Below are 23126 nucleotides of genomic sequence, written 5' to 3' on the forward strand. Positions count from 1 at the left end.
TTGCCTAGTGGCGCGAGCCCATCTGCGGTAACACCCCGGGCGTGCTGGCCTGGGGGGGCGGGCGGCCCCGCCCCCCCCGGCCCGCCATGACCATCGCGCGGGTGTACCGCGATGTTCATCGCGCCCGACCGCAGGACCGCCAGACGCTCCTCGAGGACCTCTTCGAGCTCCTCGCGGGTGCGTCGTTCCATCAGCATGTCCCAATGGGTACGCGCGGGCTTGGCCTTCTTCTCCTCAGGGCCGTCGCCGTCGACCAGGAGTGCCTGGGCCCCGCAGACCTTGCACTCCCACTCCGGCGGAATCTCCGCCTCGACCGAGAAGGGCATCTCGAAGCGATGCCCCTTCTCGCATGCGTACTCCACGGCCTGGCGCGGGGCCAGGTCGATGCCGCGGTCCGTCTCGTAGCTGGTCACCACGAGGCGCGTACCGCGAAGAGCTCGCTCACTCATGAATCGTGCCTCCCGGGCTTGTCGCCCACAGGACAGGTGTCGCTGTCGTCGTCATCCGGTCAACGTCCGGTCGGCGGTAAAGATTCCCGTTCCGAGTCCCGTTCCGGGTCGTGCGTCGCCGTCGTAGCCGCCCCTTGTTGTACCCACACGCGCCCGGTTTGTCACATCTGCTCGCAGATGTGACCCAGTGTTTCACTGTCTTTGACGCGCAGTAACGGTACGCCTGGCAGGCCAAACGCGTACACTACCGCCCTTTCGTGTTGAACGCTAAATCCTCTCGGGGACCGGGTTCCCCGCCTCGCCGATCGCACGCCGGACCGGTACCCGCGCCAGCAGGACGAAGCCGAGCACGAAGAAGGCCACCAGGGAGACGATCGCCGAGCGGTAGCTTCCGGTGAGCTGGTAGGTCATCCCGAACAGCAGCGGGCCGAGCCAGCTCATGCCCCGGTCGCTCATCTCGTACGCGGAGAAGTACTCCGCCTCCTTGCCCGGCGGGATCAGGTGGGAGAACAGCGAGCGGGAGAGGGCCTGGCTGCCGCCGAGCACCATGCCGATCGCGCCCGCCAGCACGTAGAAGAACACCGGCGCCCCGGCGGGCAGGAAGTACCCGGCGGCCAGAGTGAGCGTCCAGGCCACCAGCGAGCCGAGGATCGTGCGCTGGGCGCCGTGGGTCCGCGCCAGGCGTCCCATCGCCAGGGCGCCCGCGACCGCGAGCACCTGCACCAGCAGCACCGCGCCGATCAGCGTGGACTGGTCCAGGCCCAGCTCCTCCGAGCCGTACACCGACGCCTGGGTGATCACGGTCTGGATGCCGTCGTTGTAGACGAGGTAGGCCAGGAGGAAGGCGAGCGTGCGGGGGTGGCGGCGCATGTCCTTCACCGTGGCCGCCAGCCGGCGCAGCCCGGTCGGGGCGGCCGCCGCCCTGCGCGCGTGCCGGTCGCGCAGCCGGCGCAGCGGGATCAGCGCGAAGGCGCCCCACCACAGCCCGGCCGAGGCCAGGCACACCCGTACGGCCGCGGGCTCGGAGAGCCCGAACGAGCCGTGTGCCAGGTACAGCACCAGGTTCACGACCAGCATCAGGGAGCCGGCCGCGTAGCCGAAGGCCCAGCCGCGCGAGGAGACCCGGTCGCGGTCGGCGGGCGGGGCGATCTGCGGCAGGTAGGAGTTGTAGAGCATCGTCCCGACCGACTGCGCCGCGTTGGCCACCACCAGCAGCACCCCGCCGAGCAGATACCGGTCGCCGTCCAGGAAGAACATGCCCGTGGTCGCGGCCGCCCCGGTGTACGCGGCCGCCGCCAGCAGGGGCTTCTTGCGGCCCGTGCGGTCGGCCAGGCTCCCCACCAGGGGCATCACCAGCACCGCGACGACCACCGACAGCGAGACCGTGTAGGCGAAGAACGAGCCCGCGCGCACCGGCAGTCCGAGCGGGTGCACGTAGCCGCCGGAGTCGGCCGCGTGCCGGGCCACGGCGGTCAGATAGGGGCCGAGGAACACCGTCAGGACGCTGGTGGAGTAGACCGAGCACGCCCAGTCGTACCAGTACCAGCCGCCTTGCTCGCTCCGTGAACCCGCCGTCTCGTCGGGCGCCCCCGCCCGCACGGTGCCGATACCCACCCCGGCCCCTCGCTTCCCCGCCGCAGTGCCGTGCCAAGGCGGGGCAGGCGTCGCGGGGTCCGGTCAGACCCAGACGCCGCGGTCCTCCATGACCTCGCGCAACGTGTCGATGTGATCGGTCATGATGCCATCGACCCCCAGATCCAGGAGGCGGTGCATCGCCTCGGGTTCGTCGACCGTCCACACGTGCACCTGGAGCCCGCGCGCGTGCGCCGCCCGCACGAAGCGCCTGTCCGCCACCGGGACGCCCGACTGGGCCACCGGCACCTGCGCCGCCACGGCCGAGCCGCGCACCGGGGCGGGCAGCCCCCACGAGCGCAGCCGCAGCCCCAGCACGCCCAGGGTCCCGAAGGAGGTCGCGAGCCTCGGCCCCGCGAGCCGCTGTGCCCGGCGCACCCGCGCCTCGGAGAAGGAGCCGAGGCAGACGCGGTCCCAGGCGTTTGTCCGCCCGACCAGTTCCAGGAAGGGCAGCAGGGCGGCCTCCGCCTTCACGTCCACGTTCCAGCGGACCCCGGGGAACGTCTCCAGCAGCTCCGCGAAGAGCGGTACGGGCTCCCGGCCGCCCACGCGGGCCTGCCGGACCTCCGCCCACGGCAGGTCCGCGACGCGGCCGGTGCCGTCGGTTACCCGGTCCAGGGAGTCGTCGTGGAAGGCGACCAGCGCGCCGTCCGCGGTGAGGTGGACGTCGGTCTCGATGTAGCGGTAGCCCCGAGCGACCGCCCGGCGGAACTGCGCCACGGTGTTCTCGGTCTTCTCCGTCCCCTCCGCCGCCCCGCCCCGGTGGGCGAAGGGGATCGGGCCGGGGTGGTCCAGGTACGGATGGCGTGTCTGCTCGGTCACCGGCGCAGTATCGCGCGCCCCGGTTCGCGGGCGGCGACCACCCTGCTCGGTACCGGCGCCGGGCGCAGCGCGAAGACGCGCAGGAAGAACTGGGCGAGCGGGCCGATCGCCAGCGCGTACAGCACGGTGCCCACGCCGACCGTGCCGCCGAGGGCGAAGCCGGTCGCCACCACGGTGGCCTCCACGCAGGTGCGGATGAGCCGGACCGAGCGTCCGGTACGGCGGTGCAGACCGGTCATCAGGCCGTCGCGCGGGCCGGGGCCGAAGTCCGCCGCGATGTACAGGCCGGTCGCCGCGCCGTTGAGCACGACCCCCAGGACCAGCAGCGCGATCCGTGCGGCCGTGCCGTGCGCGCCGGGGAGCACGGACAGGGTGGCGTCCATGGCGAGACCGATCACCAGCACGTTGGAGACCGTGCCCAGGCCGGGCCGCTGGCGCAGCGGAATCCACAGCAGCAGCACCGCCGCGCCGATCAGGGTCAGCACCACTCCCATGCTCAGGCCGGTGCGCGCGGCGAGCCCCTGGTGCAGCACGTTCCACGGCTCCAGGCCGAGGCCCGAGCGGACGAGCAGCGCCGAACTCGCCCCGTACAGCGCGAGACCGGCATAGAGCTGGAACAGCCGGCGGGCGAGACGGCCCGGAGTGGACATGCGATACCCCCTGGGGTGGTGACAGTGGCCTTGCTCGTGTCACTCTGTGGCTTGAGACGGAGAGCCATCCATGGCCAATCCGGGGAAGGTGGACTGATCCTCATGGCACATTGGACCTCCGCGGTGGGTGCCGCTCAGCTCGCCCGGCTCCTCAACTCCCAGCAGGAACGGCCCGGTGGTCCCGGCACGCGCCGTCCGCCCGCCTACCGCGCCCTGGCCGACGGCATCCGGCTGCTCGTCCTGGAGGGGCGCGTTCCCGTGGCCGCCCGGCTGCCGGCCGAGCGGGAGCTGGCCCTCGCCCTCTCCGTCAGCCGCACCACCGTCGCCGCCGCGTACGAGACCCTGCGCACCGAGGGGTTCCTGGAGTCCCGGCGCGGGGCGGGCAGCTGGACGGCCGTCCCGGCGGGCAACCCGCTGCCCGCGCGCGGCCTCGAGCCGCTGCCGCCCGAGGCGCTCGGCTCCATGATCGACCTGGGCTGCGCCGCCCTCCCGGCGCCCGAGCCCTGGCTCACCCGCGCCGTCTCCGGCGCGCTGGAGGCGCTCCCGCCCTACGCCCACACCCACGGCGACTACCCGGCCGGGCTGCCCGCGCTGCGCGAGATGATCGCCGAGCGGTACACGGTGCGGGGCATCCCGACCATGCCCGAGCAGATCATGGTGACCACCGGTGCGATGGGTGCCATCGACGCCATCTGTCACCTCTTCGCGGGCCGGGGCGAGCGGATCGCCGTCGAGTCGCCCTCCTACGCCAACATCCTCCAGCTCATGCGGGAGGCGGGCGCCAGGCTCGTCCCCGTCGCCATGGCCGAGGGGCTCGGTGGCTGGGACGTCGACCGCTGGCGCCAGGTGCTGCGCGAGGCCGCGCCCCGGCTCGCCTACGTCGTGGCCGACTTCCACAACCCGACGGGGGCGCTCGCCGACGAGGACCAGCGGCGCCGGCTGGTGGACGCGGCCCGCGCCGCCGGGACCGTGCTGGTCGCCGACGAGACGATGAGCGAGCTCTGGTTCGATGAGGAGCTGGGCCGGAACATGCCCCGCCCGATGTGCGGCTTCGACCCGGCCGGCTCGACCGTCATCACCGTCGGCTCGGCCAGCAAGGCGTTCTGGGCCGGGATGCGCATCGGCTGGGTGCGGGCGGCGCCGGACGTCATCCGCAGCCTGGTCGCCGCGCGCGCCTACGCCGATCTCGGTACCCCCGTCCTCGAACAGCTCGCCGTGCACTGGCTGTTCACCAGCGGCGGCTGGGAGCAGGCCGTGGCGCTCCGCCGCTCGCAGGCCCGTGACAACCGCGACGATCTGCTCGCCGCGCTCCGGCGCGAGCTGCCCGGCTGGGAGTACGAGGTGCCGTCCGGCGGTCTCACCCTCTGGGTCCGCGCCGGCGGCCTCTCGGGCTCCCGCATCGCGGAGGTGGGCGAACGGGTGGGCGTCCGCGTCCCCTCCGGACCCCGCTTCGGCGTCGACGGAGCCTTCGAGGGATACCTGCGGCTGCCGTTCACGGTGGGCGGCGCGGTGGCCGACGAGGCGGCGGCCCGCCTGGCCTCGGCCGCGCGGCTGGTGGAGTCGGGCGTCACCGGGGGCGGAGAGGCGTCGGGCGCGTTCGTGGCGTGACGTTCCGGGGCTACGTCCGGGCGCACCGTCGGTGTGCCTCTCCCGGCGGCGCGGGGTCGGCTCGTCCCGCTCTCGCGCCGGTTCACGGGCTCGTACGCGAGAACGTGCCCGCTCCGGGGGTGGGAGCGGGCACGTTCTCGTTGACCGAGGTCAGGCCCGGTCCGCCCCGATCGCGTCCGCCGGTTCGGCGGGGGAGACGACCTCCGTCGAGCGGGCCGGCTCCGATTCGACCGGCGTGACGCGCTCGGGCAGCAGGGACAGCACCGCCTGGCGCTCCTGTTCCGGGGTCGCCTCGTCGTAGGGGTCCGGGGTTGCCGGGACCTGGAGACGGTGGACCGGGCCGGAGCCGAGGCGGGCGTATCCGCGGCCGGGCGGTGTCCGGTCCGGCGGGGTGGTGGGCGGCGGGGCGCCCAGGAAGGCGGCCACCTGCTGCGGGGAGGCCGGACCGAGGACCACCCGGGCGCGGGTGTGCTGGGCGATCGCCTCGCTCAGGCTGTCCGCGCCGTCGAACTGCTCGGCCACCACCACCGTCACCCCCGCAGCCCGCCCGTGCCGCAGCGGGACCTGGAGGAGGGCCTGCGGGTCGGTGCGGTGCTCCGCCTCCGCGAGGTGGGTGAAGACGGTCGGGCGGTCCAGGAGGACCCACAGGGGACGCGCGGCGTCCTCCGGTGGCGGATCGCCCGCCTGCCGGGCCTGGCTGACGGCGAGGAGCCGCCTTTCGGTCTCCCGGGCGACCCACTCCAGCCCCGCCACCGCCCCGGCCGGCGCGCACTCCACGGCGAGCACGCCCGTCCGGCCGATCAGGCAGGAGTACTCGCCGGTGCCGCCGCCGTCGACGACCATCACATCGCCGTGCCGCAGCGCCTGGAGGGCGATGGAACGCACGAGTGTGGACATGCCGCTGCCGGGCTGGCCCATGGCCAGCAGATGCGGCTCCGGCGAGCGGCTTCCGGTGCGCCAGACCACCGGAGGCATGTCGCACCGCTCCTCGCCGTAGGAGAGCGGGAGGGTGCGCTGCACCTCGTCGGGGTCGGTGAGACCCAGCACCGTCTCGCCCGGCGCGGTGACGAAGTGCTGGGCGGTGATGCCGGTGGGCAGGGGGGCGAGGACGCCCAGCGTGAGCCGGTTGCCCTCCTCCTCCCAGGTGAAGCGGTACTCCCGGCCGCGGCCCGCCTTCGCGGTCAGCAGCCGCTCGACCCGCGCGCGGGACTCCGGGTCGCCGTCCGGGAAGTACGCCGGGTAGCGGATGACGACGCGCTCCAGCCGGCCGTCCTCGTCGAACCCGTGCTCCGTGAGGGCCGCGTCCCACGCCCCGCCGTGCGCGTACAGCGGGGCCGGGTCGTCGGCGGTGGAGAAGCACGGCACCAGCGCCTCGTACAGCGACTGGAGCCGTTCCGTCCGCGCGGGGTCGGGTCCCTCGGGCTCGGCCGGGGCGTGGTCGCGTCCGTACCAGGCCGCCGCGACCATCAGGGACACGGCGGCCAGCAGCGGGCCGTACGGCATCAGCGCCACGGCCATGACCACGGCGGCCGCCAGGAAAAGCAGCGGGCCCCGCTTGTCCTTGGGGGTGCCCGCCACCTTGGCCCGTCCGGCCAGGGCCAGCCGGCGCAGGCCGCGCGAGATGGTGATCAGGGGGTGGAGGACGTCCGTGGCGCTGTCGGCCGCCGTCCGGGCGAGCTCCCGGCTCCGGGCGAGCTGGGTGCGGGCGAGCTGCGCGCTGTCCTTGCTCAGAATGCGGGGGAGTGGGCGCCGGGCCACTGCTGTCTCCTGGAGGTGGGTACGGGCGTGGGGAGACTCCCCCTCGGACGGGACCGGCCGGTCCGCGTGGCCTCGGGGGAGGGGCGCGGTCAGAACTTGATGCCGCCGAGGAGGCTCGCCAGGCTCTCGCCGCCCGCCTTGATGCTGGGCGCGATGGCCGTGCTCGCCAGGTAGAACCCGAACAGCGCCGACACGACGGCGTGCGAGCCCTTGAGCCCGTCCTTGCGGAAGAACAGGAAGACGATGATGCCGAGCAGGACCACGCCGGACATGGAGAGGATCATTTGGGGACCTCCTGGTGTCGAAGGGGGGACAGTCACCATGAGTACTTCCAGGATCACAGAATGTATCCATACGATAAAAGGTGCAACTGGGTGAAATTCGGCTTTTTTCCCACGGGTGGTGGAGTCGGCGGTCACCCGGCCGGGCAGAGCCCCCGCGCCGGAGCCCGAGCCAGTACGCTGGCGATTCACCCGAACGGAAGTCATGAGAGGCGGTCCGGCCGATGAGCGAAGCCCCCGACCCGCAGGTCGTGGAGCTGGCGACCAGGATCTTCGACCTGGCCCGACGGGGCCGGACCGAGGAACTGGTGGCCTACGTCGACGCGGGCGTCCCCGTCGGACTCACCAACGACCGCGGCGACTGCCTGGTCATGCTCGCCGCGTACCACGGGCACGCCGACGCCGTCCGGGCACTGCTCCAGCGAGGCGCCGACGCCGACCGGATCAACGACCGGGGGCAGACCCCGCTCGCCGGCGCCGTGTTCAAGGGCGAGACGGCCGTCATCCGGGCGCTGCTCGACAGCGGCGCCGACCCGGCCGCCGGCACGCCCTCGGCGGTCGACACCGCCCGCATGTTCGGCAAGACCGAACTGCTGGAACTGTTCGGCGCGCACTGACACTTCGGCAACCGGCCCCATCCGGGGGCGGAGATCCACGGGGGGAGGCGGAGGGGGACCGCCGTAAATACGGTCGCGGCGGCACAAACCGCGGGTCATCATGACGACGTGATTCACGGACGTGATGGCCGGGCGGCGGATGCCGCACCACGCGGGCCGTGAAGCGGCCCGCGAGGGGCCCCGACGAGAGGCAGAGAGAGAATGGGCAGCAGCAAGCAAGAGACGGCGGGCGCTCCGACGTTGTGTCACGCGGCCAGGTGATGAGTGGTCCCCGGTTGCGTCGACGCTTGATGTGAGGCTGTTTCCCATGTTCGATCCGGTCATAGCGCCCAGCGGTACCCTGCTCGGCCTGCTCCAGCGGGGCCGGGGCGACGGCACCCTGCACGCGCTCACCGCCCCCCGCGCCGAGGCGCTCCAGGCCCTCGACCACTGCGTCCTCCACGACCCCCGCCACGACTGGCAGGTGGAGAACCGCTCCCTCTACTACGCCCGCCTCTATCTCGACCTGAACGGCGGGCTGGACGCCATCGAGGCCCACCTCCTCGACCCCGAGGACGTCCTCGACACCGACGAGTCCCGCACCGGGCTCGCCCTCGCCGTCCTGGGCCACCTGGCCTCCTACGGCAGGCAGGACGCGCTCTCCCTGTTGCGCGGGTACGCCGCCCAGGGTGCCAACTGGGCCTGGGCTCTGGACGAGTTGGCCCTGCGCGACGACGACGCGGGCCTGCGCGCCCTCGCCGTCCCCGTGCTGGCCCGCTTCGGCACCGACCCGGCCGGCGAGGCCGAACTCGCCGCCGCCGTACGCGACGCCTTCGAACCGCGGCCCTGGCGGCTGTGGGCCGACGACCCGCGCGAGTCCGTGTCCGCCCGCGTGCGGGCCGCCGGCGAGACCGGCAGCTTCGACCGCTGGCAGCGGCAGATGCGGCCCACCGGGCCCCGCCCCGGCTGGAGCGTGGACGCCGTCTTCGAATGGGCCCAGCAGGGCCTCGACCGCGGCGCCGCCCTCCACGTCCCCGCCGCCCGGTGCCTGGTCGCCGTCGCCGCGCCCGAGGACCGGCCTGAGATTCTGGCCGCCGCCCGCTCCGGCACCCACGGCGCCCGCTGCACCGCGCTGCGCTACCTCGCCGACAGCGAGGCGCCCGAGACGCTCGACCTGGTGGAGGCCGCCGTCGCGGACGGGCCCGCAGTCGTGGTGGAGGCCGCGCTCGACGCCTTCGAGCGGATGCGCACCCCGGCCGCGGTGGACCGGGCACGGCGCTGGGCCCAGCGGCCCGACGTGCTCGGCGCCGCCGCCGGACGCGTCCTGGCCTGCCGGGGCGGCGCGAAGGACAGCGACCTCGTCCTCGGCGCCCTGCGCGAGGCCGTACGGGGCGAAGGCCCGGACGCGCCGACCCTGTGGACCCTGGTCGACGGAGCCGGGCGCCTGGGCATCGCCTGCGCGGCGCCCGTCCTGCGGCACGTCTACCGGGAGACGGCCTCCTCCCATCTGCGCGGCCGCGCGGCCCGCGCGCTCGCGGCCACCGACCCCTCCTTCGCCGCCGGGTTCGCGGTCGAGTGCCTGTGGGACTGCGAGGAGACCACCCGAGAACTGGCCGCCCGCCACGCCGAGACCGGCGACGCCCGTGTCGTCGAACGCCTCCGCCGCCTGGCCGCCGACCCCGCCGAGGAGGACGAGGTCCAGACGGCGGTCCGCAGCCGCTTCGAACAGGACCCCCAGACGCTGTGAAGCAAGGGGCCCGCCGGAAGGCGGGCGGGCCCCCTCAGCGGCGTACGGGAACGAAGCGCAGCGAAGTCCCCGGTCTCGCCTGGGCCGCGCCCGGCAGGTCCGCAGGGTGGACCACCGCCGGGACCGGATAGCCGCCGGTCGTGGGATGGTCGGCCAGGAAGACCAGCGGCAGGCCGTCCGGCGGGACCTGGATCGCCCCCGACACCATTCCCTCGCTGGGGAGTTCACCCGAGCGGGCCCGTTCCAGCGCGGTGCCCTCCGTGCGCAGGCCGATGCGGTTGCTGGCCGCGGAGACGCGGTACGTACGGCTCGTCAGATCGGCGATGGCCCGCGAGGTGAACCAGTCCTCGCGCGGCCCCAGCGTCACCCGGAGCACCAGTTCGGCCGGAGGCCCCGGCTGCGGGGCGGTGTCCAGACGGGCCGGAGCAGCCGTCGGCGGGCCCAGCGGGAGCACCACGCCGCCGACGAGCGGCGGCGGGCCCAGACCCGACAGCAGGTCCGTGGCCCGGCTGCCGAGCACCGGCTCCACCGCGACCCCGCCCGCGACCGCCACGTAGGACCGCACCCCCGCCACCGCCGCGCCCACCTCCAGCACCTCGCCGGAGGGCACCCGGACCGGCGCGCCCCAGGGCGCGGGGCGTCCGCCCACCGTCACCGGGCAGGGCGCCCCGCCCACCGCGACGGTGACCGCCGAACGGGCCCGCACCGCACAGCCGTCGAGCGTCGTCTCCAGCACGGCCGCGTCCGGCGCGTTGCCGACCAGCCGGTTGACGAGGGCTGCGGCGGGCGGGTCGAGGGCGCCGGAGCGCGGGACGCCCAGGTGGGCGTGGCCGGGCCGCCCCCGGTCCTGCACGGTCGTCAGCGCCCCCGCCCGCACCACCATCAGCGCACGGTCCGTCACGGCGCCCCCACCGGGACGAAGCGCACCCGTGTGCCCGGCGCCAGCAGGGCGGCCGGTTCCCGCGCGGTGTCCCACAGCACGGCGTCGGTACGGCCGATCAACTGCCAGCCGCCCGGCGACGAACGCGGGTACACCCCGGTGTACGGGCCGGCCAGCGCTACCGACCCGGCCGGGACCGCCGTACGCGGGGTCGACCGGCGCGGCACGCACCGGCGCTCCGGCAGACCGGTGAGGTAGCCGAAGCCGGGGGCGAAGCCGCAGAAGGCCACCGTGAACTCCGTACCCGCGTGGAGGTCGGCCACCTCGCGCACCGGCACGCCCCAGTGCGCGGCGACCTGCGCGAGGTCCGGTCCGTCGTAGCGGACCGCGAGTTCCACCGGGGCGGCGGTGGTCCGGGGAGCGGGGGGTGGCTCGGCGGCGGTCAGTTCGGCGGCCCGGCGTACCGGGTCGTCCACCCCGTCCAGCAGGACCGTACGGGCGGCCGGGACGATCTCGCGGGCGGACAGCGCACCCGTCGCGCGCCGCCGCAGCAGCTCCGCGTGCAGGGCGCGGGCCTGCTCGGCGGAGGCGACCTCCAGCAGCAGCGCGTGCGAGCCCACCGGCAGCGCCCTCACGCGAAGGCCTCCACCGGCACGCCCGCCGAGGCCAGCCGGGTGCGTACGCGGCGGGCCAGCCCGACCGCGCCGGGGGTGTCGCCGTGCAGGCACAGGGAGCGGGCCCGTACCCCGACACGGGCACCGGAGAGCGCGGTCACCCCGTCGGAGCGGGCCAGGTCCACAGCGCGTGCCACCACCGCCTCGGGATCGCTCACCACGGCACCCTCCCGGTCGCGCGGCACGAGGGTGCCCTCGTCGGTGTAGGCGCGGTCCGCGAACGCCTCCGGGACCGCGCGCAGGCCCGCCTTCCCGGCCGCCTCCAGCAGGCGCGAGCCGGGCAGGCCCAGCACCGGCAGCCGGGCCCCCGCCAGGAGCACCCCCTCGACCACCGCGCGGGCCTGCTCCTCGTCCCGTACGACCCGGTTGTAGAGCGCGCCGTGCGGCTTGACGTAGGCCACACGGGCACCCGCTGCCCGGGCGAACACCTCCAACGCGCCTATCTGGTATGCGACTTCGGCCGTGAGTTCGGCGGAGGGGACGTCCATCGCGCGCCGGCCGAAGCCGGCGAGGTCGCGGTAGGAGACCTGGGCGCCGATCGTCACCCCGCGCGCGGCCGCCAGTTCGCACACCCGGCGCATGGTGGCCGCGTCTCCGGCGTGGAAGCCGCAGGCCACGTTGGCGCTGGTGACGACGGACAGCAGCCCCTCGTCGTCGGTCAGCCGCCAGCGGCCGAAGCCCTCGCCCAGGTCGGCGTTGAGATCGACCGGTTCGGTCACGGTCATCGGGTACGGACCTCCTCGGGTACGCGGATCAGTCGGCACCGGCCACGCGGTACTGCTCGTCGCGCGCGCCGGTCGGGAACATCTGCCCCGGCCCGTGTGTGAGGGCGAAACGGCGGCCGGGACGCCGTCAGCGCGCCTGCGGGATCACCCCGCACGCCCGGGACACCGGGACGTCGTCGGGCGCGAGTCCCACCGGGTCGCCGAGGCGGGCCGGACCGGGTCGGCTGTGCCGGGGGCCGCCGGGTCACCGCGGTGCACGGGGCCGCCGTGCACGGCCGGGAGCAGCCCGCTCTCCCGGATCGCGGCCCGCGGACGCTCCGGCGCCACCGGACGCGTCGACACGGCCATCGGCCCGCGCGGCCGCCCCGCCGGAGGGCATTGCCGGCCGGTCACGGACACCGGCACGTCGCGGCCCTGCTCGACGTGACGGACCGGCACCCCCGCACCGGACGGCGCCCACTCGACGGGGCCGGTCGGGCCCGCCCGGAATCGGAGGCGCGCGGGTTGGGGGCTCCCGTCGCGGGCGCCGGTCCCGGCCGGGACCACCGGTCGGTCGCTCGCGGGCGGTCCGGTCCGGAACAGCGGTCACTTCGGGTGGGGGAGTCGTGCTCATGGGCGGCACCTCGCAGAAGCGTGAGGGGGCTGCGGATCGGTGAGCGGTGCGCGTCGTGCGGCGCGGGAACGTGCGGTGCCGGCCCCGTGGGGGAAGGGCCGTGCGGAGCACCGTAGAGGATCGTTCAACGATCCTTCAACGGGTACGTTGTCCCGCCCCCGGCTCTGCGGTTGAATTCCGGGCATGGCAGAGCAGTTGGGTCAACTGGCCGACGACCGCGCCCTCCTGGGTCGCACCAGCACCGCCGAACGCGTCTCCGACATCCTCCGGAGCCGTATCGCGGAGGGCTACTTCCCGCCCGGCACCCGGCTGTCGGAGGACAGCATCGGTGGCGCCCTCGGGGTCTCCCGCAACACCCTGCGCGAGGCGTTCCGGCTGCTCACCCACGAACGGCTGCTCGTCCACGAACTCAACCGGGGCGTCTTCGTCCGGGTGCTGAGCGTCGCGGACGTGGAGGACATCTACCGCACCCGCGCCCTGGTCGAGTGCGCCGTCGTACGCGGTCTCGGCGCACCCCCGTACGCCCTCGGCGGGCTCGCCGGGGCGGTGGACGAGGGGGAGTCGGCGGCGCGGGAAAGTGACTGGAAATCGATGGGCACGGCCAACTTCCACTTCCATCGCGAGCTGGTCGCGCTGGCCCGCAGCGAGCGCACCGACGAGCTGATGCGCAGTGTCTTCGCCGAACTCCGGCTCGCGTTCCACCACGTGGGCCACCCGCGCCGCCTCCACGAGCCCTACCTCGTCCGCAACCGCCAGATCCTGGACGCTCTGCGCGCCGGTGACCGGGCCGCGGCGGAGGAACTGCTGTCGACCTATCTCGCGGACTCGCTCGAACGGGTGCTGGAGGTCTACCGCCGCCGGATCGATCAGCGGTGAGCGGCCTTTCGGCCATGGGCGTCTCGCGTCGCTGTGACGGCCGTCGCTTCCACACCGTTTGGGTGGTTGTCGGACCGAGGACCTAATCTGTGCACCGTGACTTCGCCTGCACCGACGGACAGCGTTCCGCCCCAGCTCAGCGCGGCGCCGCGCCCCGCGCCGGGCCCGGCCGCCGACGAGGGGCTGGCGCGGCGGCTGCGCGCGCTCGCCTGCACGGCCCCGCTGCACGACCTGGACGCCCGCAAGGCCAACCTGGCCGGTGAGTACTCGACGTACGGCATGGCCGAGGTGGCACTCGCCGCCATCGACCTCGTCACGCTCAACATGGACTTCGACACCGGGGCGGACCACGAGCAGATCGTCGCCCGGCTCGTCCCGCGCATCGCCGCCCAGGCTCCCCACCGCACCACCGCCGAGCACGAGCGGGTGGCCCGCTGGGTGCTGGAGAACCTGATCAACGTCGGCAGCGCCGACCGCGGCTTCCGCGCGGTGTACGGCACCTTCGCCTCCGACGGCAGCTACGTCCGCCGCGACTACGACTTCAAGCTCATCGAAGAGGTCCCGGGTCCCGGCGGCACGGTGTACCTGCGGACCACCGACGAAGCCGTCAACGTCCTCGTCGGCGCCCTCGACACCGATGTCACCAGCGCCCAGATCGCCGCCGAGGTCAAGCTTGAGGTGCTGATCAACCGTGGCCGGCTGGCCGACGCCCAGCTCGCCGCCGAGCAGGCCCGCTACCGCACCGTGCAGTACTCCGAGACCCTGCGCCGCGCCCTGGACGCCACCCGGCGCAACGTCCGCGCGGTGGACTGGCTCAACTCCGTGCCGGACATGATCGCCGAGGCGCTGGACCACGTGGCCGACCGCTACCGCCACGAGAACGCGATCCTCACCAACATCCGCAAGGCCCGCGACGAGACGGAGGAGCCGGAGCACAAGCGGCGCGCGGCCGAGCTCGTCGACATCGTCAAGGACTGCATCCGGCGCCACACCCAGCTCCAGTCGCGACTGCTGGAGGCCGGGCCGCTGTTCCGCGCGGAGCAGGACCGGCAGGCGTTCGCCACGCCCACGGGGACCTCCGGCATGGACCTGTACGGGCATCTGGTCGCGCCCGTCCTGCCCCTGCCGCTCCGGCAGGCGATCCGGGTCACCGACGCGTTCTTCGCCGGCGGCGCGGGGCTGCGTACGCCGGTGTCGGTGCGGGTGGGGGACCTGGTCGACATCCTGCTGACCCCGCCGGTCGAGCGGGAGCATCTCGGGGCGGAGATGCCGGAGCCGGATCTGATCGCCACGCCGGACGACAGCCGTTTCTCCGAGGAGCAGGTGGCTGCCGCCAGGGCTCTGCTGGACCTTCCGGCCGACGCTCCCCGGAGACTCTCCGGGCTGCTTGCGAAGGCCCGGGCGGCCGAGGGGTTCGAGCTGGCGTATCTGGTCGCCCTGATGGCCGTTCACGCGGCCAGTCCCGCTGTCGGCACCGCCTACCGGCAGGGGGAGCAGAAGTTGCTCTTCGCTGTCGACGACGGCACCGAGCTGGAAGATCCGGACTTCGGCGGGGCCGATCTCATCGTGGGGACCGCACTGCTGGATGCCGTGGGCATGGCCAGCGACCGGGCGGTGGCCGGGTGAGTGCCCGTCCCGGCGACGTGAGGCGTCGCGAAGTTCTCCGCGCTCCTGGCTGGGCCGCGGGTGTCCCCTGTGTCAAGTTCAAGGAGATTGCGTCGTGACCGAGCACGTCGAGTGGAGCGACGCCGAAGCGCCGGCGGCGCCGCCGGCCGTCACCCCCGCCGACGCCGCCGACGCGGCGCGGCTGGTCGCCTTCGGGCTGCAGCCGAAGCTCCAGCCCGCGCGGGACCAGGAGTACACCGAGCTGTTGCGGCGGTACCGGGAGGACGGGGCGTTCGCCAGGCTCGCCGACGCCGTGGCGACCGGGCTCGGGCTCGTCGTGCTGGAGGTGTCGCCACGCGCCGGGATGGCCGTGACGGCCGCCGAGGACTCGGTGTTCGCGGTGCGGATGGGCGACTACGCCCGCCGTACCACCGCCGACTCCGCCGACCGCTTCCTGCACGGCCTGGCCCATCTGGCCGTGGCCGCCCTGGCGTTCCCCCGGCCCGAGGACCTGGCCGACGACTCCTACATCGGGCGCGTCACGGTCAACGGCGTGGACGCCTTCGTGCGGCAGGCGTGCCGCAGGCTGGAGGAGCGGGCCGAGCGGTCCGGGGAGAACACCGACCCGGTGTCCGACGCCCCCGGCCTGGAGGCCGCCTGGCGGATCTGGGCCCGGCGCAGCGCCACCGGCGCCACCAAGGACGCCCGTCGCCCCGCCGCCTCCACCACGGGCATCGTCGCCAAGGCGCTCGGCTTCCTCACCGAGTCCGGTTTCCTCCAGCGAACCGGCGACGACCACGGCGGCACCTACCGCACCACCGCCCGGTACCAGTTGCAGGTACGGGACATGGCGGGCGGCGCCGCACTCAGCGAACTGCTGGAGCTGGGCGTGGTGACCGAGACCGGCGGCACCGCCAGCCTGCTGCCCGCCGAGGACACCGACGACCTGGACCTGGTCGCCGACGCCGGACTGCCCTTCCACTCCTGACCCGCCCGCACCTTCTCCGAAGCCCTCACGAGAGTCCGCCATGTACGAGCTGTCCCGCGTCCGCCTCTACTCCATCGGGCCCGCCGGCGCGCGCTACGCCGACACCGTGCTCGACATGCGCGGCGTGGGCGCCCCCGTGCCCGACCCCGCGCCCACCCAGGCGGAGTTCTTCGAGGAGGAGCCGGCCGGCCCGCCGCGCCGGCCCGCGCCCGCCGGGGTGCTGTTCCTGGAGAACGGCGGCGGCAAGTCCGTCCTGCTCAAACTGATCTTCTCGGTGATGCTGCCCGGCCACCGCAACACCCTGGGCGGCGCCAGCTCCGGTGTGCTGCGCAAGTTCCTGCTCGCCGACGACTGCGGACATGTCGCGCTGGAGTGGCAGCACGTGCAGACCGGCGAGTGCGTGGTCGTCGGCAAGGTCAGCGAGTGGCGCGGGCGTCAGGTCTCCAACGACCCGCGCAAGTTCGCCGAGGCCTGGTACTCCTTCCGGCCCGGCCCGGGGCTGAGCCTGGACAACCTGCCGGTCGCCGAGTCCACCGCCGTACGGCCGCTGGTGGAGGGCGCCTCCGGGGCGCGGGGACGCCGGCGCACCATGAAGGGCTTCCGCGACGCCCTCACCGAGGCGGGCCGGAACTACCCGCACCTGGAAGCGCACTGGGAGGAGATCCACGAGCGCTGGACCGAGCACCTCGGCGACCTCGGCCTGGACCCCGAACTCTTCCGCTACCAGCGGGAGATGAACGCGGACGAGGGCGAGGCTGCCGGGCTCTTCGCGGTCAAGAAGGACTCCGACTTCACCGACCTGCTGCTGCGCGCCGTCACCGACACCCGCGACACCGACGGTCTGGCGGACCTCGTGAGCGGATTCGGCAACAAGCTCGGCCGCCGCGCCGAACTCATCGCCGAACGCGACTTCACCGCGGGCTCGGTCGACCTGCTGGGCCGGATCGTGGAGGCGTCCGGCACCCGCACCCGCGCGCGGGACGTGCACACCGGCGCCGAACGCCGTACCCGCACCCTGGCCCGGCGGTTGTCCGCGCGCGCCGTCCGGGAGCGGGTCCGCGCCGCCGACCTCGCCCAGCGGGTCGCCGCCGCCGCCGGCACCGTCACCTGCTCCGAGGACGCCCGCGAGCGCAGCTCGCTGATCGCGGCCGAACTCGCCTACCGGCACGCCTCGCTGGCGCTGGCCGCCGCCGAGAAGACCGCCGCCGCGCAGAAGCGCGAGCTGGCCGACGCCCGCACCCTGTACTCCGCCTGGCAGGCCGCCGAGGCCGTGCTGCGCCACCGCGCCGCCGCCGACCGGGTCGCCCGCGTCTCCGCCGCCATCCAGGAGGCCGAGCGGGACGCCGCGCCCGCGCTCGCCGCCCGGGCCAGGGCAGCGGTCGACCTCGTACGCGCCCTCCACGCGGCCGCCCGGAACGCCGAGGCGCTCGCCAACGAGGAGGAGGAGCGCTCCGCCGCCCTCCAGGAGGCCGGCGACGCCGCGTACCGCGACTCCACCGCGGCCGCGACCGACGCCCAGCGGGCCCGCAGTGAGATCGGGCACCTGCGTCAGCGCCTCACCGAGGTCGAGCAGGAGACGGCCGAGGCCGTGCGCGCGGGCTGGCTCGACGACAGCTCCCCCGACGCCGATCCGGCACGGGCCGCGCTCGCCGCGAGCGACGCCGAGAAGACGGCCGTCGCCGCCTGGGACACCGCCCGCGCGGCGGCCCGCGCGGCCGTCGAGCACGCCCGCGAGACGGCCGCCGCCGAGTCCCGCGCCGAACTCACCGCGGCCCGCGCGGCCGACGCGGCCACCGCGGCGGAGCGCGCCCATGAGGCCGAGCGCCGGCTCGCGGAGGCGCTGGCCGCCGAGGAACGCCTCGCGGAGCTGCTCAGCCTGCCCGCCGCCGGTGCCGCACGCCCGGCCATCCCGGCCCCCCGTGACGGCTCCGACTCCGGCGAGCCGGTACGCGACAGCGCCGACGCAGGCCCGCTCACCGCCGAGGAGCTGGACCGCTACGCCGACGAGCTGCGCGGCCTCCTGGACGACGCGGTGTCCGCCGCCGAACGCGCCCTGTTCGATCTGCGCACCGCCGCCGCCGACGACACCCGCATCCTCTCCGCGCTCGGCGACGGCGGCCTGCTGCCGCCCGGACCCGACGTGCTGGCCACCGTGGAGTACCTGGGCGAGCACGGCATCCCCGCGCTGCCCGGCTGGCGTTACCTCGCCCAGGCCGTCGACCCCGCCGACCACGCGCGTGTGCTCGCCACCCGTCCCGAGCTGGTCGACGGTGTGATCATCACCGATCCGGACACCCACGCCCGCGCCCGTGAGACCCTCGGCGAGGCCGCCCTGCTGCCCCGCTCCGCCGTCGCCGTCGGCACCGCCGCGGCCCTGCTGGCCCCGGCCGCCGAGGCACAGCCCACCGACGTCAGCAGCGTTTTCCTGGTGCCGCCGAACCCGGCCATGCACGACGAGCACGCCGCTGACGAGGAGCGCCAGGCCCTGCGCGCGCGGGCCACCGAACGCGACGACGAGATCCGGGCGCTCGCCGCCCGCCTCGGCAAGGACCGCGAACTCGCCGCCCGGCTCGCCTCCTGGCGCACCGGCTGCCCGGCCGGCCGGATCGTCGAACTCGCGGCCGGCGCCGAGGAGGCCCGCGCCTTCGCCGAGGAGACCGAGGCCGAACTCACCGAGACCCGCACCGCCCGCGCCGAGGCCGAGGAGACCGCCGCCGAGGCCACCCGGCTGCGCGACGAACACCAGGAGGCCGCCCAGCGCGCCAGCCGTGTCGCCGACGCCCTCGCCGGTCTCGCACACCGGCTGCGCGAACGGGCCACCTGGCAGGTCAAGCTGCGCGAACTGGCCGACGACGCCGCCGAGTCCGAGGCCCGTACCCAGTCCTGCCTGGACCGTGCCCGCGCAGCCGACGAGGACCGGCGTGCCGCCCAGCGCGCCGCCGACGACGCCCGCCGCACCGCTCGCGCCCTGCGCGCCGAGCGCGCCGAGATCGCGGGCGCCCCCGACGACGTGCCCGAGGCGGAGGACGGCGCCCCGAAGGCGTCGCTGCCCGCGCTCCGCGAGGCCTACCGGGCCGCGTCCCAGGTGTACGAGAAGGTCGGCGTCGGCGCCGACCTGCGCGCCGAACAGGCCCGCGCGGAGAGCGACGAGAGCGCGGCCCGCGCCGACCTGGACCGGCTCAGCAACAAGGTCCGCACCCGCGCCGAGCAACTCCTGCAGTCGCCCGACGGCTCCGACGGCCCCTCCCGGCAGGCGGCCGCCGCCCGCGCCGAGGAACTGGTGCAGCTGCTGGAGACCCGCATGTCCACGGCGAGCGAGCAGCTCGGCCGGCTGCGCGGCGAGACCGAGCGGCACGCCCCCGGGGACGGCGAGGCGCACACCGAGCTGCCCGAGGACCGCCGGCCGCGCGACGCCGAGCACGCCCAGGCCCTGCTGCGCACCGCCACCGGCGAACTCACCACGTCCACCCAGACGTTGGCCGAGGCCCGGGACGCGCACGCCGAACTCCAGCAGGCCCACCGCACCGCCGAGGACGGCGCGGGCGGCTTCGACGAGATCGCGGCGATGCTCCGCGACCTGCTGCGCGAACCCGCGGCGGAGGACGAGCGGGAGGACGCCGAGCCCTACCCCGGCACTCTGGAGGAGGCCCGGCAGTCCGCCGCCGAGGCCCGCCGCTCGCTGCGCGGCTGCGCCGCCGACCTCTCTGCCGCCGACACCGCCGTCCGCGAGGCGAGCGACATCCTGGTCCGGCACGCCAACTCCACCCGCTACGAGCAGGTCCGCACCCCGGCCCGGCAGCAGATCCGCGAACTGCCCGCCGCCGCGCTGCCCGAGCACGCCCAGAAGTGGGCCGACGCCTTCGCGCCCCGGCTGCGCGTCCTCACCGACGAGCTGTCCCAGCTGGAGCGCAACCGCGACTCGATCGTGGACCGGCTGCGCGGCCTCGTCGAGTCCTCCCTCGCCACTCTCCGCTCCGCCCAGCGGCTCTCCCGGCTGCCCGAGGGGCTCGGCGAGTGGTCCGGGCAGGAGTTCCTGCGCATCCGCTTCGAGGAGCCCGACCAGGCCACCCTCACCGAGCGGCTCGGTGAGGTCATCGACGAGGCGACCCGGGCCGCCGTGAGGAAGAACGCCGACCTGCGCCGGGACGGCATGTCCCTGCTGCTGCGCGGGGTCGCGGCCGCGCTCCAGCCCAAGGGCGTCGCGGTGGAGATCCTCAAGCCGGACGCGGTGCTGCGCGCCGAGCGGGTGCCCGTCGGCCAGATGGGCGACGTGTTCTCCGGCGGCCAGCTGCTCACCGCCGCCATCGCGCTGTACTGCACGATGGCCGCTCTGCGCTCCAACGACCGGGGCCGCGACAAGCACCGGCACGCGGGCACGCTGTTCCTGGACAACCCCATCGGCCGCGCCAACGCCACGTATCTGCTGGAGCTCCAGCGGGCGGTCTCCGACGCGCTCGGCGTCCAGCTGCTCTACACCACCGGCCTGTTCGACACCACCGCGCTGGCCGAGTTCCCGCTGGTCATCCGGCTGCGCAACGACGCCGACCTCCGGGCCGGGCTGAAGTACATCAGCGTGGAGGAGCATCTCCGGCCCGGTCTGCCGCAGCAGCGGCAGGACGGGGACGGAGTACGCAGTGAGATCACCGCGACCCGGATCTACAAGCGGCCGTCGGCGCGGGTGCCCTCAGCCTGACGTCGGCGGGGGTGCCCTCAGTCCGACGTCGGCGTCGGCTCACAGGTCCGTGCGGGAGCCTCCAGCCGGTGCTCCGCCAGCACCCCCGTCCGGTGCCGCTGGACGAACCAGTAGTACGCGAAGCCGCCGCCCGCGATCACCGCGACGAACAGCACCGCGCCCCACCGCAGATACCAGTGGTAGGGCGCGCTCGCGTTGTAGACCGCCGGACGCGGCCAGATCAGGTTGAGGGTCATCCCCGCGCCCCACACCACCGCGACCACGTTGACGGCGAGCCCCCAGCGGCCCAGCGAGAACCGCCCCTCCCCGGCCGGGTTCCACCTGCCGCGCAGCCGCGCCACCAGCATCGGCGCGGTCACCCCGAGGTAGGCGAGGTAGATCATGATGATGCCGATGCTGGTGACGACGGTGAAGATCTGCGGCTGACGGATGTTGACGACCAGGATCGCCAGCGCCAGCACCCCGATCACCACGGCCGGCACCACCGGTGTCCTGAAGCGCGGGCTCACGCGGGCCAGCACCGAGGACGCGGGCAGGTTGTTGTCCCGCGCCATGGCGAACGCCAGGCGGATCGCCGCCGTGTGCACGGCCAGCGCGCACACCGTGACCGCGATCAGCACGCACCACAGCATGCCCTTGCCGGCCGTCGGCCCGAGCACGTCCAGCACCACGTACTGGAGTCCGTCCGTGGACAGCTTGCCGCCCTTGAGGCTGGAGACGCTCATCAGCGCCAGCAGCAGCACCAGGCCACCGAGCACGAACGAGGCGGTGATCGCCCGCAGGATGGCACGCGGCGCGTTCCGGGACGGGTTCAGCGACTCCTCACCGAGCGAGGCCGCGGTGTCGAAGCCGTACATCACGTACGCCGACGCCAGCGACGCCACCAGGAACGCGCCCGTGTAGCCGGCTCCGTGGCCCGCGCCGGTGCCGTTGGTCTCCAGCACGACCTGCGGACCCCGGGTGATGTGGACGGCCAGCATGGCGATGAGCACCACACTGGCGACCAGCTCGATGAACACCCCCGCCGTGTTGATCCTCGCCATCAACTTCACCCCGAAGGCGTTGACCAGCGTGGTGAACAGGATCAGCACCGCCGCCAGCACCACGGCGTTGGTCGCCACGTCGTAGGTGCCGGTGCCGTCCCCGACGAACTGGAAGGCGGACGATATCTGCGGCAGCGTGAGCTGGTAGGCGAGCGCCACCGCCGCGATCGACACGACGGACGCGATCAGCATCATCCATCCGGCGAGCCAGCCGAGATGCGGATTGCCGATCCGCTTCGACCAGTTGTAGACCGAGCCCGCCACCGGATGCCGGGCCGCCAGCTCCGCGAAGCACAGGGCCACCGCGAACTGGCCCACGAACACCATCGGCCACGACCACCAGTAGGCGGGACCGCCGCTGCCGTAGCCGAAGTAGAACAACTGGAAGGTGCCCGTCAGGATCGAGATGTAGCTGATCCCGGCGGCGAAGGTGTGGAAGTTGCCCAGCGTGCGCTTGAGTTCGGGCCGGTACCCGAACTCCGCGAGTTCGCTGTCGTCCTGCCCGTGCGTGTCTGACGGCGGTGCTGCCTTGGTCATCGGTGTGACTCCTGGGAGCAGAGGGAAACGGGAGCTGCCGTGTCCTACCCCGCTTCGGCCCGCACGGAGCCTGTCCGCCCCGGTTCGGCAGGACGGCGGAGAGAGCCCGGACGTGAACCCGCCCGGACCGCCCGCTGCTTCAGGGGTGGGACAGCCGCTTCGCGCCGGCCCGCCCGGCTGTCCGCTCCCGGTCCCGCCGTGCGCCGCGCTCGCGGCGCCGCGCCGCCCGGCGCTCGCGGCGGAGCTGCCGGGCGGTGCTGCTCGGCTCGGAGACCACTCCGTACCGCTGGTTCCACACCTGACGGGTCACCCACACGTCGACCACCGCCCAGGTCGCCACCACCGTGCCCGCCACGCTGCTGATCACCATCGGGAACGCCGCCCAGGACCCGGCCAGTGTGCACAGGAACGCCACCATCGCCTGGATCAGGGTCACCGCGATGATCAGCACCGCCCGCACCGCGGCGGTACGCACCGGGTCCGCCATCCGGCGCCGCTTCGCCGGCTCCTCCACCCACAGCGGCCGGTACGCCGGCTGCTGCCGCCCGGCGCCGGCGCCATCCACCGTGCGTGCCGGTGTCTCGCGCTCCGGACCCACCTGGCCCGGAATCCGCGCCGGGCGCTCCGCCACGCCCACCTCGGGCGCATCGCGCCGCTCAGCCGTGCCCATCACCATGTCACTCCCCACCGCCGGCAGACCGCTCGCCCGGAACCCGAAGGTCCCGGCTCCCCTGTGGCTGCCCGGCTTGCGCTGTTCTACGCGACCGGGACGAAGGATGCGGCCGGTGTGACCGGTTCCCTCCCCGTCTCCCCGTGTGAACGACGAACGAGGCGTCTGGAAGATTCCCGACTTGTGAAAATTTCCAGCCAACCGGTGTCCGTACTGTTTCGGCCCGCTTCCCCTGGACCCCTCCCGGCACGGCCGCAATCTCCCCCCATGCCCGGACAA

At 74.3% G+C, this 23126-nt stretch carries 17 protein-coding genes and 2 pseudogenes; 7 read left to right on the forward strand and 12 right to left on the reverse strand.

The genetic code is table 11. The annotated features are described in order from the left end of the window. Window positions 1–92: 92 nt before the first annotated feature. From ACWCV3_RS27150 to yczE, 4 genes and pseudogenes are all read right to left on the reverse strand, one after another. Window positions 93–449, reverse strand: a pseudogene (locus ACWCV3_RS27150) (RNA polymerase-binding protein RbpA); the annotation flags it as partial. A 267-nt stretch (window positions 450–716) separates the two neighbouring features. Further along, entirely contained in the window at window positions 717–2063 is a 1347-nt protein-coding gene (locus tag ACWCV3_RS27155) for an MFS transporter (protein ID WP_451229403.1), read from the reverse strand. Window positions 2064–2126: 63 nt separating this feature from the next. Then, entirely contained in the window at window positions 2127–2903 is a 777-nt protein-coding gene (locus ACWCV3_RS27160) for a glycerophosphodiester phosphodiesterase (RefSeq protein ID WP_451229406.1), read from the reverse strand. Then, complete coding sequence (yczE, locus tag ACWCV3_RS27165) at window positions 2900–3553, reverse strand: membrane protein YczE (protein WP_451229409.1); 654 nt, start codon at window positions 3551–3553, stop codon at window positions 2900–2902. Before yczE ends, ACWCV3_RS27160 begins: the two co-directional genes overlap by 4 nt. Before the next feature lie 102 nt (window positions 3554–3655). On the opposite strand from yczE, the gene ACWCV3_RS27170 reads away from it, so the two are divergent. After that, on the forward strand, window positions 3656–5161 hold the full coding sequence (locus ACWCV3_RS27170) for an SCO1417 family MocR-like transcription factor (RefSeq protein WP_451229411.1): 1506 nt from the start codon (window positions 3656–3658) through the stop codon (window positions 5159–5161). 150 nt (window positions 5162–5311) lie between these two features. Here ACWCV3_RS27170 and ACWCV3_RS27175 read toward each other — a convergent pair whose 3' ends face one another. Further along, the gene (locus tag ACWCV3_RS27175) at window positions 5312–6919 is read right to left on the reverse strand and encodes a hypothetical protein (protein ID WP_451229413.1); all 1608 of its coding nucleotides are present in this window, start codon (window positions 6917–6919) and stop codon (window positions 5312–5314) included. A gap of 89 nt (window positions 6920–7008) precedes the next feature. Continuing rightward, complete coding sequence (locus ACWCV3_RS27180; RefSeq protein WP_030810431.1) at window positions 7009–7203, reverse strand: hypothetical protein; 195 nt, start codon at window positions 7201–7203, stop codon at window positions 7009–7011. A 221-nt stretch (window positions 7204–7424) separates the two neighbouring features. On the opposite strand from ACWCV3_RS27180, the gene ACWCV3_RS27185 reads away from it, so the two are divergent. Further along, entirely contained in the window at window positions 7425–7817 is a 393-nt protein-coding gene (locus tag ACWCV3_RS27185; RefSeq protein ID WP_451229417.1) for an ankyrin repeat domain-containing protein, read from the forward strand. A 307-nt stretch (window positions 7818–8124) separates the two neighbouring features. Beyond that, entirely contained in the window at window positions 8125–9543 is a 1419-nt protein-coding gene (locus tag ACWCV3_RS27190; RefSeq protein ID WP_451229420.1) for a HEAT repeat domain-containing protein, read from the forward strand. A 34-nt stretch (window positions 9544–9577) separates the two neighbouring features. Here the strand turns inward: ACWCV3_RS27190 and ACWCV3_RS27195 are convergent, their stop codons facing one another. The 4 genes and pseudogenes from ACWCV3_RS27195 to ACWCV3_RS27210 all read right to left on the reverse strand — a co-directional run. Then, window positions 9578–10444: a 5-oxoprolinase subunit C family protein gene (locus tag ACWCV3_RS27195; RefSeq protein ID WP_451229423.1), complete on the reverse strand. Its 867-nt coding sequence runs from the start codon at window positions 10442–10444 to the stop codon at window positions 9578–9580. After that, window positions 10441–11058: a 5-oxoprolinase subunit B family protein gene (locus ACWCV3_RS27200; RefSeq protein ID WP_451229426.1), complete on the reverse strand. Its 618-nt coding sequence runs from the start codon at window positions 11056–11058 to the stop codon at window positions 10441–10443. Before ACWCV3_RS27200 ends, ACWCV3_RS27195 begins: the two co-directional genes overlap by 4 nt. Then, window positions 11055–11822: a LamB/YcsF family protein gene (locus ACWCV3_RS27205; RefSeq protein WP_451229429.1), complete on the reverse strand. Its 768-nt coding sequence runs from the start codon at window positions 11820–11822 to the stop codon at window positions 11055–11057. Before ACWCV3_RS27205 ends, ACWCV3_RS27200 begins: the two co-directional genes overlap by 4 nt. Before the next feature lie 28 nt (window positions 11823–11850). Next, window positions 11851–12287: pseudogene (locus ACWCV3_RS27210) on the reverse strand (D-glutamate cyclase family protein); the annotation flags it as partial. A gap of 331 nt (window positions 12288–12618) precedes the next feature. Between ACWCV3_RS27210 and ACWCV3_RS27215 the strand changes: the two are divergent. The 4 genes from ACWCV3_RS27215 to ACWCV3_RS27230 all read left to right on the forward strand — a co-directional run bounded on the left by ACWCV3_RS27215 (window position 12619) and on the right by ACWCV3_RS27230 (window position 20597). Then, complete coding sequence (locus ACWCV3_RS27215) at window positions 12619–13311, forward strand: GntR family transcriptional regulator (protein ID WP_451229432.1); 693 nt, start codon at window positions 12619–12621, stop codon at window positions 13309–13311. A gap of 96 nt (window positions 13312–13407) precedes the next feature. Next, entirely contained in the window at window positions 13408–14937 is a 1530-nt protein-coding gene (locus ACWCV3_RS27220) for a hypothetical protein (protein WP_451229434.1), read from the forward strand. 94 nt (window positions 14938–15031) lie between these two features. Then, the gene (locus ACWCV3_RS27225) at window positions 15032–15904 is read left to right on the forward strand and encodes a hypothetical protein (RefSeq protein ID WP_451229436.1); all 873 of its coding nucleotides are present in this window, start codon (window positions 15032–15034) and stop codon (window positions 15902–15904) included. A 40-nt stretch (window positions 15905–15944) separates the two neighbouring features. Next, window positions 15945–20597: a hypothetical protein gene (locus ACWCV3_RS27230; protein ID WP_451229439.1), complete on the forward strand. Its 4653-nt coding sequence runs from the start codon at window positions 15945–15947 to the stop codon at window positions 20595–20597. 17 nt (window positions 20598–20614) lie between these two features. On the opposite strand, the gene ACWCV3_RS27235 is transcribed toward ACWCV3_RS27230, so the two are convergent. Both ACWCV3_RS27235 and ACWCV3_RS27240 read right to left on the reverse strand, forming a co-directional pair. Then, entirely contained in the window at window positions 20615–22177 is a 1563-nt protein-coding gene (locus ACWCV3_RS27235) for an APC family permease (protein ID WP_451229442.1), read from the reverse strand. Window positions 22178–22316: 139 nt separating this feature from the next. Then, the gene (locus ACWCV3_RS27240) at window positions 22317–22853 is read right to left on the reverse strand and encodes a hypothetical protein (protein ID WP_451229446.1); all 537 of its coding nucleotides are present in this window, start codon (window positions 22851–22853) and stop codon (window positions 22317–22319) included. Window positions 22854–23126: the final 273 nt, after the last annotated feature.

This window comes from Streptomyces sp. NPDC001781, assembly GCF_053596035.1.

Coding starts and splice junctions, on each gene's coding strand:
- yczE (WP_451229409.1), bottom strand. CDS start 3,553: ATGTCCACTCCGGGCCGTCTCGCCCGCCGGCTGTTCCAGCTCTATGCC.
- ACWCV3_RS27170 (WP_451229411.1), top strand. CDS start 3,656: ATGGCACATTGGACCTCCGCGGTGGGTGCCGCTCAGCTCGCCCGGCTC.
- ACWCV3_RS27180 (WP_030810431.1), bottom strand. CDS start 7,203: ATGATCCTCTCCATGTCCGGCGTGGTCCTGCTCGGCATCATCGTCTTC.
- ACWCV3_RS27185 (WP_451229417.1), top strand. CDS start 7,425: ATGAGCGAAGCCCCCGACCCGCAGGTCGTGGAGCTGGCGACCAGGATC.
- ACWCV3_RS27190 (WP_451229420.1), top strand. CDS start 8,125: ATGTTCGATCCGGTCATAGCGCCCAGCGGTACCCTGCTCGGCCTGCTC.
- ACWCV3_RS27205 (WP_451229429.1), bottom strand. CDS start 11,822: ATGACCGTGACCGAACCGGTCGATCTCAACGCCGACCTGGGCGAGGGC.
- ACWCV3_RS27215 (WP_451229432.1), top strand. CDS start 12,619: ATGGCAGAGCAGTTGGGTCAACTGGCCGACGACCGCGCCCTCCTGGGT.
- ACWCV3_RS27230 (WP_451229439.1), top strand. CDS start 15,945: ATGTACGAGCTGTCCCGCGTCCGCCTCTACTCCATCGGGCCCGCCGGC.
- ACWCV3_RS27235 (WP_451229442.1), bottom strand. CDS start 22,177: ATGACCAAGGCAGCACCGCCGTCAGACACGCACGGGCAGGACGACAGC.
- ACWCV3_RS27240 (WP_451229446.1), bottom strand. CDS start 22,853: ATGGTGATGGGCACGGCTGAGCGGCGCGATGCGCCCGAGGTGGGCGTG.